Origin of the sequence: Adlercreutzia agrestimuris (genome assembly GCF_943193125.1) — a bacterium.
Classification (GTDB): Bacteria; Actinomycetota; Coriobacteriia; order Coriobacteriales; family Eggerthellaceae; genus Xiamenia; species Xiamenia agrestimuris.
In genome coordinates this window covers 95,127-111,319 of record NZ_CALPCX010000004.1, presented here as the reverse complement: position 1 = coordinate 111,319, position 16,193 = coordinate 95,127, and the positions used below count along the sequence as shown (strand labels likewise).

Annotated in this window: 14 protein-coding genes and 1 riboswitch; of the genes, 6 read left to right on the top strand and 8 right to left on the bottom strand. The window is 48.6% G+C overall.

Annotated features, from left to right (window positions below; genetic code table 11):
- Nucleotides 1-26 precede the first annotated feature (26 nt).
- The 4 genes from NFR28_RS07340 to NFR28_RS07325 all read right to left on the bottom strand — a co-directional run bounded on the left by NFR28_RS07340 (nt 27) and on the right by NFR28_RS07325 (nt 5,916).
- Complete coding sequence (locus NFR28_RS07340) at nt 27-1,802, bottom strand: NAD(P)/FAD-dependent oxidoreductase (RefSeq protein WP_251179180.1); 1,776 nt, start codon at nt 1,800-1,802, stop codon at nt 27-29.
- Complete coding sequence (locus NFR28_RS07335) at nt 1,799-3,097, bottom strand: NAD(P)/FAD-dependent oxidoreductase (protein ID WP_251179179.1); 1,299 nt, start codon at nt 3,095-3,097, stop codon at nt 1,799-1,801. The genes NFR28_RS07340 and NFR28_RS07335 overlap by 4 nt, the downstream gene beginning before the upstream one ends.
- Nucleotides 3,098-3,121: 24 nt before the next feature.
- The gene (locus tag NFR28_RS07330; protein WP_251179178.1) at nt 3,122-4,540 is read right to left on the bottom strand and encodes an alanine/glycine:cation symporter family protein; all 1,419 of its coding nucleotides are present in this window, start codon (nt 4,538-4,540) and stop codon (nt 3,122-3,124) included.
- 218 nt (nt 4,541-4,758) lie between these two features.
- A complete protein-coding gene (locus tag NFR28_RS07325; protein ID WP_251179177.1) occupies nt 4,759-5,916 on the bottom strand; it encodes a cation diffusion facilitator family transporter in 1,158 nt (385 codons plus the stop codon).
- Between the two features lie 246 nt (nt 5,917-6,162).
- A riboswitch (FMN riboswitch) is annotated at nt 6,163-6,325 on the top strand.
- 131 nt (nt 6,326-6,456) lie between these two features.
- On the opposite strand from NFR28_RS07325, the gene NFR28_RS07320 reads away from it, so the two are divergent.
- Genes NFR28_RS07320 through NFR28_RS07300 form a run of 5 tightly spaced genes read left to right on the top strand, consistent with a single transcriptional unit; the run spans nt 6,457 to nt 10,049 of the window.
- Nucleotides 6,457-7,044, top strand: coding sequence for an ECF transporter S component (locus tag NFR28_RS07320; RefSeq protein WP_251179176.1), 588 nt, complete (start codon nt 6,457-6,459; stop codon nt 7,042-7,044).
- Between the two features lie 4 nt (nt 7,045-7,048).
- A complete protein-coding gene (locus NFR28_RS07315; protein WP_251179175.1) occupies nt 7,049-7,876 on the top strand; it encodes an energy-coupling factor transporter ATPase in 828 nt (275 codons plus the stop codon).
- Nucleotides 7,852-8,826, top strand: coding sequence for an energy-coupling factor transporter ATPase (locus NFR28_RS07310; RefSeq protein WP_251179174.1), 975 nt, complete (start codon nt 7,852-7,854; stop codon nt 8,824-8,826). Before NFR28_RS07315 ends, NFR28_RS07310 begins: the two co-directional genes overlap by 25 nt.
- Nucleotides 8,823-9,623: an energy-coupling factor transporter transmembrane component T family protein gene (locus tag NFR28_RS07305; RefSeq protein ID WP_251179173.1), complete on the top strand. Its 801-nt coding sequence runs from the start codon at nt 8,823-8,825 to the stop codon at nt 9,621-9,623. The genes NFR28_RS07310 and NFR28_RS07305 overlap by 4 nt, the downstream gene beginning before the upstream one ends.
- Nucleotides 9,624-9,635: 12 nt before the next feature.
- Nucleotides 9,636-10,049 (top strand): pyridoxamine 5'-phosphate oxidase family protein, encoded by a 414-nt coding sequence (locus NFR28_RS07300; RefSeq protein ID WP_251179172.1) that lies wholly within the window; start codon nt 9,636-9,638, stop codon nt 10,047-10,049.
- Nucleotides 10,050-10,132: 83 nt separating this feature from the next.
- Here NFR28_RS07300 and NFR28_RS07295 read toward each other — a convergent pair whose 3' ends face one another.
- The 4 genes from NFR28_RS07295 to NFR28_RS07280 all read right to left on the bottom strand — a co-directional run bounded on the left by NFR28_RS07295 (nt 10,133) and on the right by NFR28_RS07280 (nt 15,306).
- The gene (locus NFR28_RS07295; protein WP_251179171.1) at nt 10,133-10,453 is read right to left on the bottom strand and encodes a DUF1292 domain-containing protein; all 321 of its coding nucleotides are present in this window, start codon (nt 10,451-10,453) and stop codon (nt 10,133-10,135) included.
- A 22-nt stretch (nt 10,454-10,475) separates the two neighbouring features.
- Nucleotides 10,476-13,205, bottom strand: a complete 2,730-nt coding sequence (gene secD / locus NFR28_RS07290; protein WP_251179170.1) for a protein translocase subunit SecD — start codon at nt 13,203-13,205, stop codon at nt 10,476-10,478.
- Between the two features lie 159 nt (nt 13,206-13,364).
- The gene (tgt, locus tag NFR28_RS07285) at nt 13,365-14,510 is read right to left on the bottom strand and encodes a tRNA guanosine(34) transglycosylase Tgt (protein ID WP_251179169.1); all 1,146 of its coding nucleotides are present in this window, start codon (nt 14,508-14,510) and stop codon (nt 13,365-13,367) included.
- A 1-nt stretch (nt 14,511) separates the two neighbouring features.
- Nucleotides 14,512-15,306 (bottom strand): HAD family hydrolase, encoded by a 795-nt coding sequence (locus NFR28_RS07280; protein WP_251179168.1) that lies wholly within the window; start codon nt 15,304-15,306, stop codon nt 14,512-14,514.
- A 107-nt stretch (nt 15,307-15,413) separates the two neighbouring features.
- Between NFR28_RS07280 and NFR28_RS07275 the strand changes: the two genes are divergently transcribed.
- Complete coding sequence (locus tag NFR28_RS07275; protein WP_251179167.1) at nt 15,414-16,175, top strand: epoxyqueuosine reductase QueH; 762 nt, start codon at nt 15,414-15,416, stop codon at nt 16,173-16,175.
- Nucleotides 16,176-16,193 lie beyond the last annotated feature (18 nt).

The following is a 16,193-nucleotide window of genomic DNA, read 5'->3' as shown; positions in this document are numbered from 1 at the left end:
GCACTCATAGAGTGTTTGCAGCTCAACTATGCATCTGGGTGACGCATCTGCTCCAAAATTTGCAAAGCAACGCGCACGCCATCACACGCGGCACTCATAATGCCTCCCGCATAACCTGCGCCTTCGCCGCAGGGGAATATCCCCGAGTCAACCTCTGGAACCAACTCTGACTGAAGATGTGTGTTGCGAATCATGCGCACAGGAGAAGAGCTCCGCGTCTCTGGACCGGTGAGAACCGCACCGGGATGAGCAAAGCCGTGAAGCTTTTTATCCAACAGAGGAAGCGCTGACACAAGAGCATCAGTTACAAACTGTGGCAGGTATTCGCGCGGGTCAACCTGTACCGTACCACGTGAATAGGTTGGCACCACGCATGCCGGCGCCTTTTCGTCGGTTTGCAAGAATGACCCCACCGTTTGAACAGGTGCACAATAGTCACCCTTATGCGCAAGGTGAGTAGCCGCATAGGCAGCACGCTCAATGCGCCGCTGAAACTCAACGCCAGCCAGCGGATGGTCAGAGCCAAAATCAGCTGGCTCTACGCTGACCAAAAGTGCACTGTTGGCATTAGTGCCTGCTCGCGCATATTCGCTCATACCATTGACAACAACAGTCTCAGGTTCGCTTGCAGCACACACTACCTCTCCACCCGGACACATACAAAAGGTGTAGACACCACGTGGCAAAGGATCGGTTTCGGTTGGCTGAAGATGCACTGCAAGTTTGTAATCAGCAGCCCCTAAGGCCGGATGCTGTGCGCTTTGCCCATACTGTGCTTCATTGATAAGTGCTTGAGGATGTTCAATGCGCACCCCTACCGAAAAGGGCTTTTGCTCAAGCGGGACACCGCTTTCATATAAAAGCTCAAAGGTATCGCGCGCCGAATGCCCACAAGCACACACCACAGCAGAAACATCCACCCACACACGCCTCTGATGACCCTTGCCGTCCAAAGCGCCTGCATGAGAAGCCTGTTCAAGGCATGCACGCACGACATGACCATCCTCAAAAGTCACATCAACAAATTGAGTATCAAAGAGCACTTCACCCCCTGCCGCTTCAATTTGACGGCGAAGGGTGCGCACGACATCAATGAGCAAATCGGTTCCGATGTGCGGTTTTGCCTTCCAAAGAATTTCTTCGGGGGCTCCAGCCTCAACGAACAGATTCAACACTTCAAAAGCGTAAGGACTTTTGATGTTGGTGGTAAGCTTGCCATCCGAAAAGGTTCCCGCTCCCCCTTCGCCAAATTGAATATTGGTCTGAGGATCAAAAGCGCTTCCCGCATTGAAAGCTTCCACTTTTGCTTTACGAGCATCAACGTCAGACCCACGCTCAACGACCAGTGGTCTCAAACCCGCGCGCGCGAGCACAAGCGCGCAGAACAATCCCGCAGGTCCCGTGCCCACGACAAGCACTCGTTCAGACGCACTCCAGCTTTCTGTTGCGCTATCAGGGTGAGCATCTTGGCACGCTATTCCCACAAACGGAACCTCTAAGCGCGCAGGTGACACAAAGGCTTTTACCTGGGTGCCTTTCAGAAACCCTTTACCGGCACGTTGAGCAAACTGGCTGATCAGTGTTTTTTCAAGATTCGCATCAAGATCTATACCGAGTGTAGCCACAAAATGCACATTCGTCTTTTTGCGCGCATCCACGCTGCGCTTGAGCACGCGCACCCGCATGATCTGATCAGGCGAGACACCTAAGCATTTTGCTGCCTCTTTGCGCATAAGCTTTTTTGCTGCTTCGTTTGCCAGTCCCGCATCAAGAGGCAATGGCACATTCGACACTTCAATCATAAGCGACTACACACCTCGCGCGCTGCACTCACTCCCGCCAAAAGCCCGCTTGCCCATGCCCAATGCAAATTAAAACCACCGCATTGCGCATCAACATCCAGCGCCTCTCCGCACGCAAAGATGCGCGGATTTGCTTTTGACTCAAGCGTTTGCGAATCAAATAATTCCGTCACAAGGCCGCCTCGCATAACTTGGCACTGTCGCTCATCCCCTATTCCTGCAACATGCAGCGTAAAATGCTTCAGTGTTTGCGCAAGCACCTCAGCCTCTTGCGTGCAAAGCGCTTGATGCGCATTGATTTTGGCAACCTTAACTACACTCTGAATAACCTTAGGAAGCAACAGCCCCCGCAATACCACATCAGCAGTTGGTTCAAAACCAAGCTGCATGCAACGCTGAGCGCGCTTGAGTATATATGCTGGCGCTTCATCTTGAGCAACAGTGGGTATGAAATCCAGTTCTAGTGCTTGATTTTTACCAAAGACGAAACGCGAGAGATTAAAGATGGCAATTCCTGAGACGCCGTAGGCACGAAAGAGCACCTCGCCGGGCTCAGAGGCAAGTGGTTTGCCCTCTGAGTCCATGAGCGTTGCACAACAGCGTACGCGAATATTATCAAGCGGTTTAACCAACGGTGATTCAACAACACGCAACGGACCGAGCACCGGCTGAAGCTCATAGCGCTGAGAGCTTGCTTCTGGCAATTTGAGCTCACGTATTCCTTTGCCGCCACACGCTACGATTATTGCATCTGCATGCGTTGTCTGGCCTGAGGAAAATAAAACGGAATACCCTTTATTGGCCTCAAACACTTCAAGCACCTGCTGCTTGCAGCATTCTTTTACCCCAAGTGCTTGTGCATACGAGCGCAACACATCAACTACAACTGAAGCTTTGTTAGCTGCCGGATATAGTCTTCCTTCAGATTCTTCGCGCCAAACTAGATTGAGGTTGTAGAAAAAAGTAAGCACAGCGTTTGATGTCTCAAGACCCTGCGGAGGTTTTGCCTGGGTATTTTGCGTTTTGGTTCCCCATGGCTGCGTGCGTTCCAGCGCGGCAAATACCTCTTGAACAAAGGGGCTGTTCCAATAGGCATTGGGGTTGTTATGCGCATTAGAAAAATTGCAACGACCGTTGCCAGTAACTAAAATACTCTTCCCTACGCGATCATCAACTTCGCACAGTTCAACCTCAACAGAGTCTTTCAAAGGCCCGGATGCCGAAATAGTACAAGCGGCTGCAATTGCAGCCGCAAGACCAGAAGCACCGCCACCTATAATGACTAGCTTGCTCATATGTAATGTGCAACTTCTTTCTTGTTACTTGCTTTCCAGCAAAGGAATGGGCGTATCGTCAATCTCTTCCAGATTATTGTCCCACACATAATGCTTTGTTTCGCGAGCAATCATACCAGACAAAATAAGTACAACTAAGATGTTTGGTACTGCCATAAGTGCATTAGTGATGTCAGAAATAGTCCACACCAAATCACCAATACCCACCGCACCTAAGAAGGCAATGATTACATAGATAACCTGATAAGGACGAATAGCACGCTTGCCAAAGAGATAAGTTACACAACGGTTGCCATAATATGACCAACCAAGGATAGTTGAATAGGCAAACATAACCATGCCCAACACCAAGATAGGTGTGCCAATGTAGGGTATTGAAGCAAAGGCTGCACTTGTCAGATCAGCACCCTGAGATATAGCACCTTCGGCCATAATCTCGGGATTTGCAAGCATTGTAGACACCAATACAATGCCGGTTAAAGCGCAGATAACAACGGTATCCCAAAAGGTACCCGTCATGGAAACAAGAGCCTGACGAGCAGGATTGCGCGTTTTTGCTGCAGCAGCAACAATAGGAGCTGAACCAAGACCTGACTCATTAGAGAACAAGCCGCGAGCACAACCAAACTGAAGCGCCATCATAAGACCGCTTCCTACAGCCCCGCCGAAAGCGGCCTTCGGAGTAAAGGCACATTCGCAAATCAAGCAAATTGCAGGCCAAATATATTCCCAGTTCATGCAAGCAATAACAATACATCCCAAGACATAAGCAATAGCCATGAACGGTACGAGTTTTTCGCACACGCGAGAGATAGACTTAATACCGCCAAAGATAACAAGTGAAACTAAAACCACCACAATCAGACCAATTACCCACGTGGGAATACCTTCTACATTTGAAGTAATGATTGAGGTCATAGCGCTTGACTGAACCGCTGAGCCAATACCGAATGAAGCGATTGCTGCAAAGAGTGCAAACGCACCGGCACCAAGTAATGCCCACCACGGAGTCTTGCCTTCTTTGGTAAAAGCGCGACGCCATGCATACATTGCTCCACCAAGCATAGCCCCATTGTGGTCTTCAACACGATATTTAACCGCGGCATATGTTTCTGCATATTTAGTGGCAATACCAAACACACCCGTCAGCCACATCCAGAGAACCGCACCCGGACCACCGGCCAAAATAGCAGTGCCAACGCCCACGATATTACCAGTACCAATGGTTGCAGAGAGTGCTGTTGTCAGAGCACCAAACTGAGAGATATCACCAGGAGTATCAGGATCTTTAGTAACCGAAAGCTTAATTGCTTGCGGAATCTTTCGCTGAATAAAACCTGTTCGGAAGGTAAAATACAAATGCGAGCCCAAGAGCATAATAATCATGGGCGGTCCCCACACAAAGGCATCAATGCTTGCAATTGCGTCAACAATAAAATCCATGCCGATCCACTTTCTTCTTTCCGGACAAAATTCCCCTCGGTATTCGCCACCAACTCCTGCTAGCAGGGTTTTCCCTGTTATGGGTGCGAATTGCGGAAAACCATACGGCGATTATAAAGTGGGCACAATTTTACAAACGTTTCCAACGAGTTAATTTCTGACAACGGGGCTTGATTTATCCCTACAGGCAATTATCGCGTCGTTTAAATCGCGCAGTATTACAAAGCGTAATCGAAATCAAGCTGTACATTGTAGCTATATCCAGGAAAATCCCGATCAAGCTGAGTCACGATTTTGTTCTTAAGCGCCTCTCCATCGCTTTTGAAGTCAATCACGAGATCGAAATAGCACGTCTTTGTTCGCTCATCAACAAAAAAGCCATGCGTTTGCATGATGGCAGACTCAGCATTCACCAGCTCAACCAACCGCTCGTGCATATCAGCAAACTCACCCGTAAGGTGTTCGGCATAAATACCAATGGCCATATCTATACCGGTCTGCATCTTAATGTCATCCGCTATTTTTCGCGTTAACACATGAATTTGGCATGCATTGAGATTGTCAGGAATCTCCACGAAAGCAGAACCGATAATCTCGCGTGGACCAAAGTCGGTCAGCACAATGTCATAAACACCTTTGACCTCGGAGTATTTTTCTGCGCATGCTTCAATTTCTTCAAAATACTGCTTATTTTCAGGCAATCCAATTATGGGATTAATCGCATCGCGCAAAACCTCAATGCCAGCTTTTAAGACAACCAGTGAAATAACCACGCCAACAATGCCATCAATGTTTATGTTGCCAATATTTTGAGCAAAAGCCACCACCAGCGTGCCTGCTGAAAGCACAGCGTCATAATTTGAGTCAACGCCAGAGGCAATAAGCGCTTCACAATCAGTCTTAGTTCCAAAGTGCTTAAACATAAGACCAATGAATATCTTTGCCACAATAGCAACCACAATAACGGCAATAGTAATAGTGGAATATACCGGAGTTCCTGGATGAATGATTTTGACAATTGATTCACGCAGAGAGACAAGACCTGCCGCCAAGATAATAACTGCAATTACAACCGACGTAAGATATTCCAAGCGTCCATAACCAAAAGGATGCGCCGAATCTGGACGACGCCCTGCAAGCTTCGTACCTACAATAGTGATGATTGAAGAAATGGCATCAGTTGCGTTATTGACGCCGTCAAGGATGATGGCAATTGAATTTGAAACGAAGCCAATTATCATTTTGAAAACCACGAGCAGCATATTGCCAACGATGCCATATATGCTTGCTTTGACAATCTGACCTTCGCGCAGCTTTTGCGCTGCAGGCGTGGCATCTAAAAGCGACGGAGTGGCTTGTTGGTTTTTCTTGCTCATTGCGGCTTGCCTCAATTGGTGAATTCGCTCTACATTGCGAAGTAGCTTGCGAAGTGGCGCTCTGCTCACCAATACCGATAGATATTGTAATGTACACCCTATCTTAGTAAGCGCTTTACTCAACTTACGTGGCTAAACTCACTTTGTTAATGACTCGTTGTTTGTAAGGAAAATGAGTGAAACCCTCACTCCGCAAGCGTATCACTTGCATACCTTTATCCAACGCTCTACAATACCGCTTAATGAATTCTGTTTCAGGGCGAGGTGAAATTCCTCACTGGCGGTAATCCACACGTTCGCTGTTTAAGTGATCACGCTGTGCAAGTCCGCGACCTTAGGACATATGTCCTAAGCTGATTTCGGTGAGATTCCGAAACCAACGGTAAAGTCCGGATGAAAGAGGCAGAGATTCGCGGTATGTGCCTATATACACATTTTGCTTGCGAACTTATTTTGGCCCGTATGAAGAATTCATAGGGGCTTATTTTTTTGGCCAGAATAACGCCCCTGGGAACCAGGCCAAAAGAGAAAGGGTTTCGCATGTCCGAACAAACTAACTATCAATTCAAAAACACCAATACCTGGTCAACGCGCCAATTGGTCACCATGGCACTTTTGTGCGCCATTGGCGTTTTGCTGTCCTTTATTGAGTTTCCTTTGCTCCCCGGTGTGCCGTGGCTTATGTATGACGCTTCCGCAATGCCTGCTATGGTCTGTGGTTTTGCCTTTGGTCCTGGTGCAGGTTTTGCTGTTGGACTTGTTTGCGCAGTTTTGCATGGCATTTTATTTGCTGACGTCTCTGGCGCCTTTATGAACATCTTAGTCGTGGCTGGCTTAGTTCTCCCTGCCGCTTTTATGTATCGCAAGATGCATACCATGAAAGGCGCAATTATTGGCCTTGTGCTCTCGGTTATTGCCGCCACCATTATGGCTATTATTGGTAATCTTATTGTGACACCTCTCTATCTTGGCGTGCCGTTAGATGCTGTTATTGAGATGATTATTCCCATCTTGATTCCGTTTAACCTAGCGAAAGCAACGATTAACTCAATCTTGACCATTATTGTCTATAAGTCCATCTCAAACCTTATCACCCCGAAGAAAAAGCAAGTTAAAGGACGTGCGTAACCCTATGCCACTCATTGAGTTTCACGACGTTTATTACACCTATGATGGTGAGTCTTTTGCCCTCAGCAACATTAACTTCTCTATAGAGCAAGGCGAATTTGTTTGTGTCTTAGGAGGAAATGGATCTGGCAAATCAACGCTTGCAAAACACATCAATGCGCTACTTTTGCCTGATCAGGGAAGCGTGAAGGTATTAGGCAAAGACACACAAGACCAAAATGAGACCTATTATATTCGCAGCCACGCCGGCATGGTTTTTCAAAACCCCGACGATCAACTGGTTGCAAGTCTGGTTGAAAATGATGTCGCATTTGGTCCAGAAAATTTAAGTGTGCCCACTGATGAGCTGCGCATTCGTGTAGCAGATGCACTTGCCAACGTCGGTTTGCAAGGCTTTGATGGCCGAGAAACTGCCTCTCTTTCAGGAGGGCAAAAGCAACGCGTTGCTATAGCAGGCGTGTTGGCCATGAAGCCCGAAATTCTCATTTTAGATGAGGCTACCGCAATGCTTGACCCACGAGGGCGCAAAGGGCTCATGCGCGTTTGTCGCGAACTCAATGCAGATGGCATGACTATCATCATGATCACCCACTATATGGATGAAGCAGCACAAGCAGATCGCATCATCGTCCTTGATGGCGGCGAAGTTGCCTGTATTGGCTCGCCTCAAGATGTCCTTACCCAGCACGAGCTCTTAGAGCGATTACATCTTGACCTTCCCTTCGCCGCCGAATTGAGTTATGCACTCGCGCATGCGGGGATTGACATAACCGCCACCGTAAATACCGATGAGCTTAAGGAGGAGTTATGCGCATTAGCTTTGAAGGCGTAAGCTTTTCCTATGCCAACCCCGAACATGCCGAAAAGCGCAAACGTCGTCTGAAGAAGCGCAAAGAAGCTGGTATTGTTGCCCCACCCGCATCCCTTGCTGATCACAAAGCTCCTGATTGGGGAAGTGATCCTGATCAAGTATGGGCGCTTTACGATATTACATTTACCGTTGAAGATAACGAGTTTTTAGGCATTGCCGGTCACACAGGAAGCGGAAAGTCAACGCTCATCCAGCACATGAACGGGCTTGTTCATCCCACGCAGGGACGCGTTTTGCTTGACGGTGAAGACTTGGCTGACAAAGCGGTCTTCAAGCGCTGCCGCGGTCAAGTTGGTCTGGTGTTTCAATACCCCGAACATCAACTCTTTGCCGCCACTGTTGCCGAAGACGTTGCATTTGGTCCACGCAATTTAGGGCTAGATGATGACGAAGTGAGAGCCCGCGTAGCCGAAGCACTCGCAAGCGTTCATTTAGATATCGATGAAATTGGTGAAAAAAGCCCCTTTGAATTATCAGGTGGCCAACAGCGGCGCGTGGCATTTGCTGGTGTTCTTGCCATGCACCCGCGCATACTCGTGCTCGATGAGCCAGTAGCTGGTCTTGACCCCGTAGCGCGCGAAGAATTCCTTTTACTTATCTCAGAGTTACACGCACAAGGAATCACTATCGTGTTGGTGTCTCATAGCATGGATGACCTCGCGCGTTTTGCTGACAGGATTTTAGTGCTTAACGCAGGAGAGCTGTTCGACCTTGATACACCTGCGGCAGTCTTCTCACGCGATGAAGAATTGCGAAAGATTGGTCTTGACGTACCTGCTGCGCAAAAGTTTGCAAATGAATTGCGCGAGGCTGGCTTTCATCTACCTGCCGAGCTTTACACCACCGAATCGCTTGCACACGACATAGCTCTTCAACTTGCATCAGCTTCTGAATCCGAGGTACGCGCATGAATGATCTTGCCGTCTTGGGACGCTATATACCGGGTACATCTGCTATTCATCGCATGGATCCCCGTGCGAAGCTTCTTGGATCTCTTGCGGTGATGGTAATCATTTTTATGGCGCAATCGTTTTGGAGCTTAGCGGTGTGCGCAGTTTTCGTGCTGGGATTCTTCGCCATTTCAGGCATTCCCTTTAAAAGCGCATTTCGCTCTATCGTGCCGCTGTTGTTTGTGGTTGTTATCACTGCGCTCCTTAATATCTTTTTCGTACATGAAGGCACCGTTGTATTTCAGTGGGCCTTTATTACCATCACGACAACCGGTCTTATCAAAGCGGTCTTTTTAGCTATTCGTTTGGTTCTGCTTTTACTAGCAATGAGCCTCCTTACTCTTACAACTGCCACCCTTGATATAACTGATGCATTTGAATACTTGCTCAAGCCGCTGACAAAACTCGGCGTACCAGCGCACGAGCTTTCCATGATGATGGGTATCGCGCTGCGCTTTTTACCACAGTTTATTATTGAGCTGCAAACTATCTATCGTGCCCAGGTCAGCCGTGGCGCACAGTTTAAAGATGGCAAGTTGTCCATGGTTCGTTCGCTGACAATTCCTCTGTTTACGAGCGCATTTCGACATGCTGAAACGCTCTCGCTTGCTATGGATGCACGTTGTTACCACGGCGCAGAAGGTCGCAGTCGCCTCAAACCGCTATCTTATAGCGCCCTGGATAGAAATGCCGTATTTGTGCTCATCTTTATGCTTCTGTGCGTTATGAGCGCCAATTTTATTCCGCAAACGTTTTAGAAAGGCTTCCCTATGAATGGAAACGAGACTATTGTTGATTATCTGACCAGCGTCAATGCGTGGTATCTTGCCACCTGCGAAGGCGACCAACCTCATGTTCGCCCTTTTAGCTTTGCCGCACTCCAAGATGGCGAAATCTGGTTTTGCACCGCAACGAGCAAGGATGTCTACCAAGAGCTGCTTGCAAATCCTAAGTTTGAACTCACGGCTTGGCGTCCCGGTCGTGGCTGGATTATCATGCGCGGCATTGCTGATCTCAACGATCGTGCTGATGCTCATACGAGACGTGCTGGTTTTGAGCATATGATTGGTTTGGGTGAGAGCTGGGAAGACGAGAATGATCCCCGTCTGACTTTTTTCACGGTGCAAGAGCCACAAGCATGGCTTTGCGATATAGATGGAACCTGGACGCCTATCGACCTTTAATCCATTAGTTGTCCAATATACAAAGAAGCCCGGTCCGAACAAGAATGTTTGAACCGGGCTTCTTGGTGTCTTATGAGTTACGCTTACTCAAAGTCGTATAAGTCGCTGGTTGCTTGCTTGAAGTCTTCATAGACCTCTGCAGCAATAAGTTCGTCTTCAACCAATTCAAACTCAGCAGGCTGACCGTCTTCATCAAGAGAGGTAACCTCCAAAAGAACTATCTCCCCTGACGAACCTGCAGGGTCTTCTTCAGTCACTGGAAAAAAGAATCCATACCTGCGTCCTTCGTGCAGAATGAGACCTAAAAACTCAAGATCAACGCGATCTCCTGCCTCATCCTCAAGCATCACAATGATGCCTTCTTCAGTGGGCGGACAAAAGTTTGGAGCGCTTCCTGTACGCATACCTTGCCCCTTTCTATCCTGACTACTGCTTCTTTTCAGGACGTTTACGACGCTTGCCTTTGGCCGGCTTAGCAGATGTTTGCTTTGCCGAGGATGCACCCGCTGGCTCTTTTGAGGGTGTTGCGCTAGCTACCTTCTTGGCTTCTACGCTTACGGTTGCACCCGCGCTTGCACCTTTAGTGCTCACACCTTGCACGCTAACAGCATGACCTTTGCCTTCAGCTGGAGCAAGTTTACCAAATTCAAAGCGACCAATCTCGTTACCGTATTTCTTCTGCAACTTTGCATATTTTGGCTCGCGCGTCTTCCAAAGTGCAAACAACGGGCATGCCACCGCAATTGTTGAATAAGAACCAAGCGCCAAACCAATTGCCATAGCAAAAGCGAAGTCCTTGAGCGTTTCGCCGCCAAAGAACAGCATAGCCAAAACCGGAATAAGCGAAGAAATAGTGGTATTCAAGGAGCGAATAAACACCTGATTGATAGAGTGGTTTGCCATCGTCATAAATGAGCACTTAATGCCAGAGACATCCTTCATGTTTTCGTTTATGCGATGGAAAACAACAACGGTGTCATAGAGCGAATAACCCAGAATAGTGAGCAATGCCGCAATGGTATTCGGGTTAACTTCGCGTCCAACCAAGGCGTACACACCTGCAACCACGATAAGTACGTGCAGAAGTGAAACCACTGCCATAAAGCCCATCTTGTATTCAAAGCGAATAGCAATGTAGATAATAATCAAAATAATGGACACGAAAAATGCGATAAGCGATGCCTGAACGACGCTTGCACCCCAGTCGGGACCTATGGTAGTGACCTGGAAACTCTCCGTGGAAAGCCCTAAGGTATCCGCCACTTGATTTGCGTGCGTTGCGGCTTCTTCAGGGCTTGTTGTAGTGGTGCGAACCAAGAAGCCTTCTTGACCGTCAGTATTGGTAGTTTGGATAACCGCATCAGGTTCATCGGCTTCGTTAAATGCATCACGCATCTGTTCGATAGAGATATCTCCGGTATTCTGGAAGGCAATAGAGGTACCACCAACAAACTCAATACCAAAATTCAAACCGCGAATACCAATGAGCGCAAGCGAAAGTACTACCGCAACCGCGGCAATGGTCATGAAAATCTTACGATAGCCTAAGAAATTAATGTCTCGCTTAATAAAACGACCGCGAGGATGACGCGCTTGCGCTTCGGCAGCCGCCCCTGCTTTACCATCGCGTGCCTCAGCAATCTCAGCAGATTCTGCCGGGTTCATCTCTTGCGCGGTTTCTGCAGCAGCTATGGGTTGCCCTTCAGCTGTTGCCAGAGCTTTGTAATCTGCAGCAGCTTGCAACGAGTCATTAATACCCCAGAAGCCCGGATTCTTTGCGATAACACGAGGCGCCAAAACGCGAATGAGTGGCGCTTTGAAAATCAACATCATGGCAATGTCGCAGAAGATGCCCAGTGCCAGCGTCATGCCAAAGCCCTTTACCGAAGCTGCCGCCAAGAAGAACAGCGACAGTGCAGAAACCAAGGTAACAAGGTCGGCGTCAATTGATGTCAAGATTGCATGCTTTACACCAGTGATGGATGCTGCGCGCACGCTTCTGCCCATACGGATTTCTTCACGGAAACGCTCTACCGTCAAAATGGAAGAGTCAGCTGCCATACCGATGGTCAAAACGATACCTGCAATGCCAGCAAGCGACAAGCTAAACAAACCAAACGCTGACAAAGCCGCCAAAATACCCAGATACAAAATGGCGAACACTGCCATAGCTGCACCCGTAATAATGCCCAGACCACGATAGAAGAACAGCAAATACAGAATAACAATGATCATGCCAATAGCTGCCACCAGCACGCCTGAAGCAAGTGCATCTTGACCCAAGGTCGGTCCAACAACCTGGCTTTGAGCATACTCGAAGTTCACGGGCAGCGAACCAGACTCTAGGACGGTCTGCATGTTGCGAGCTTCATCAAGGGAATATCCACCGGTAATTTGGACTTGGCCATTCGGGATCTCGCTTTGTACTGCGGGTGCCGATTGTACTTCGTTGTCCAAAATGATGACAATTTGACCATGCGTAGCTGCCAATTCTGAGGTTGCCTGAGCGAACGCCTTCGCACCTTCGCTGTTAAGCGTGATGTTAACTGCATAATCACTTGCTGTTTCAGAGGTGCGCCCAATGGATACACTGGTGATTTCTGAGCCGGTAACAAGCGGCGTATAGGTTCCTGGCTCAACGCTGAGATGCTGTACTTCGCCTGTAGGAAATGACATACCAAAATCATCGGTATATGTACCCATGGTGCCATATTCGCCTTTTTCAATTTCCTCGCGAACTGTCTCATCGGTAAATGAATCAAGACGAGCAAAAACCAAACTACCTGTTTTGCCAATGGTGTTTAAAGCCTCTTCGGTATCAGACAAACCTGGAATTTGCACCAGGATCTGGTCGGTACCTTGCACCTGCACAACCGCCTCTGAAGCGCCCAGCGCGTTGACGCGGCTTTCAATAATGGCGCGCGAACTTTCCATCTCTTCATTTGTGACGGGCTCACCATTTGTACTATGAGCCGTCAGCACCACCGATAGACCACCTTGGATATCAAGACCTTGGTTGATCTTTTCTTGCGGAGGGGTGAACAAAAAGATTGAACCAATAACCAAAAGGGTGCTTAAAACCAAAAGCCAAACGTTACGACGATTGGTTGAGGTTGTTGCTGATCGCTTCTTCTGACCAGCTTGAGATGTTGCCATAGCAAACTCTCCTCTATGTCTTCCTGCAGTGATAATGAGCGCCCATTTCCCTCAGCAGGACGCCTGAATTCCAACTTTCCTATTGTGCCATAAAATCTATCTCATTTAAGAAGAATGCATAAACTATGCAACCCTTTTTTCCAAGAACAGATCCCTGATTTAGTAGTCTTGCGCAGCTTCAGAAGCCATCCAATTTTGAAGGAATTGATCATACGAATCATTGAGCACAGCCTCACGAGCGCGACGCATAAGATCAATAAGAAAATGCAGATTATGCACTGAAAGCAAAATTGCACCGAGCATCTCATTTTGCTTAACCAGATGACGCAAGTATGCACGAGTGAAGTTTTGGCAGGTCGAGCAAGTACATTCGTGATCAAGCGGCGTAAAATCATGCGCATACTTTGCGTTGCGAAGATTCATGCGTCCCGTACTTGAAAAAGCAGTACCCATGCGCGCTGTACGCGTCGGAAGCACGCAATCAAACATATCAACGCCCTCGCCCACCGCACGAACCAGGGTAGTAGGATTTCCTACCCCCATCAGATAACGCGGACGATCTTCAGGAAGCGCGCGTGCCACTTCACCGAGCGTCTCAAACATAACTTCATGATCTTCGCCCACCGAATAGCCACCAATTCCGAAGCCACCAAAGCGTCTACCACCCGCATTCACGCTTTCATCCTCTATAGCACGCAAGCGCGCGATTGACTCCAGGCGCAAATCAAGATGCATACCTCCTTGCACGATGCCAAAGAGCGTCTGATCAGGTCGTTTGTGAGCATCCAAACAACGCTTCGCCCAGTTAGCAGAAAGATCAACCGCGCGCGCAACAAACTGTTTTGTAGCCGGATACGGAGCGCACTGATCAAGCTGCATAGCAATATCGGCACCAATGAGCTCTTGGATGTGCATGTTTTCTTCAGGTGTCCAACGAATTTTCGCTCCATCATAAATAGAACGAAAGGTTAAGCCGTCATCGTCAAGCTTAACGGTATCAGCAAGTGAAAACACCTGAAAGCCACCTGAGTCAGTAAGCATCGGCCCTGAGTAGTTCATAAACTTATGAATACCTCCCGCCTCTGCCACAAGCTTTGCACCGGGGCGCATGGAGAGATGATAGGTGTTCGCCAATACAACTTGAGCGCCAAGAGCATGAAGTTGATCTGGAGTTATGCCCTTAACTGTTGCAGAGGTGCCAACTGGCATAAACATGGGGGTCTGAAATGATCCGTGTGCAGTTTCATATGTCAGAGCACGCGCATGTCCACTACGCGCATCAATGGTAGTGTCAAACAATGCCATCTTAGTTTCTCCCTTCTGCGACAACCGCATTCTTAACTTGAGCAGGGTTTGCACAGGATGGGAATGTATTTACCCACGATGCGAAATCTTTTAATGTACCGTGAGGCAGCGTACTCAAGTCAAAACCAACCGGGTCAATCAGGTTGTCGGTCACCACATAGGCATCAGCCCCAAGTTTGCAAAATGCCAAATCTTCGACGGTGTTATTTCCCACCATAAGCACCTCATCTGCCGCTATATTAGAAAGGACGCCAAGCACTTCTTCGTAATAGCTTGTATGAGGCTTTGTGGAGGTTGAATTATCAAAGGTCGTAATATATTCAAACAGCGCAGGATCCACCCCGGCCCACGCAAGCCGCCACTCAACCGCTCTTCGCGGAAACATGGGCATAGTGGCAAGCAGCAGTGGGTACCCCTTATCAGCAAGTGTCCTCACTGCTTCTGCGGCCGCAGGATTAGGTGTGACCACTTGACCAAGCTTGCCAAATTCGTCCTCATAAAAGCTTAAAAAGACCTGTTCCCAATCGCATGCATTCGGGTCAACAAAACAAAAGAACTGCTCCCAAAACGCGTCTTCATTGGTGCGACCATCGCTATGGGTTGCCATCGCTTGTATGCCAGCTTTCATTCCCAAAATGAAATCATCCCACTTCACGCCGTAGCGAGCGACATATTCACCCAAAAGCTTAAAGTAGCCATTCATGAATTCATCCAAGTCCATCGGCAAAAGCGTTCCATCCAGATCAAAACATATCGCGCGATATGAGTGCTCTGGAGCTTGCAACGTACCAGACATAGAGATCTCCTTGTTTCATGTGCACTGTTCGATAAAAGTCTGTTGGGTAGTATAGGCTATTGCGCAGTCGTGCTAGTATTACCAGCGGACAAAAGGAGTAAATAGGTATGAAGCTGTTACTACATGCGTGCTGCGGACCGTGCTCGCTTGAGCCAGTGCGCAAGCTGCAAGAAGCAGGGCATGACCTTACAATCTACTACGCAAATTCCAATATTGCACCCGCCGACGAATACGAAAGGCGCCGTGAAGTGCTGTGCAGCTGGGCAGACGAACAGCGCCTCCCCGTCATTGAAGGCTCTTACGAACCCGCTGCTTGGGAGGCGGCTGTGCATGATGCGGTCTGCTCACGCAATCGCGAAGAACGCTGTCGTGCATGCTATCGCCTTCGATTTCGTCAAAGTGCTGCCTATGCGGCTTCGCATGGTTTTGAAGCGCTTGGCACCACCCTATCAGTCAGTCCTTACCAATACACTGACATCATCAAAGAAGAGCTTGAGGCTGCAGCAAAAGAGGCACACCTCACACCACTCTTTGAGGACTATCGACCCTTTTATGACGAAGCTACGCGTCGCAGTAAAGCGCTGGGAATGTATCGTCAAAACTGGTGTGGATGTCGTATTTCTGCAGCTGAAGCTGCTGCCGAACGCGAAGAGCGCAAGGCTGCTCGAGCAGCAGCTCGGGCAGCACATGCCGCTGAACATGCGGCAGAACGCGCCGAAGAACAGGCGGCACAAATGGCTCGCAAAGCGCAGCGTGCAGCCTACGACAAAAAACAGCAGCGCAAACGCGAGATCCTAAAACAAATACGACTTGCCAACAAAGCACAAGAACAATCTGAGGCAGAACCCACGCCACGCACGCATAATTGATCGTGCAACAGACTGACC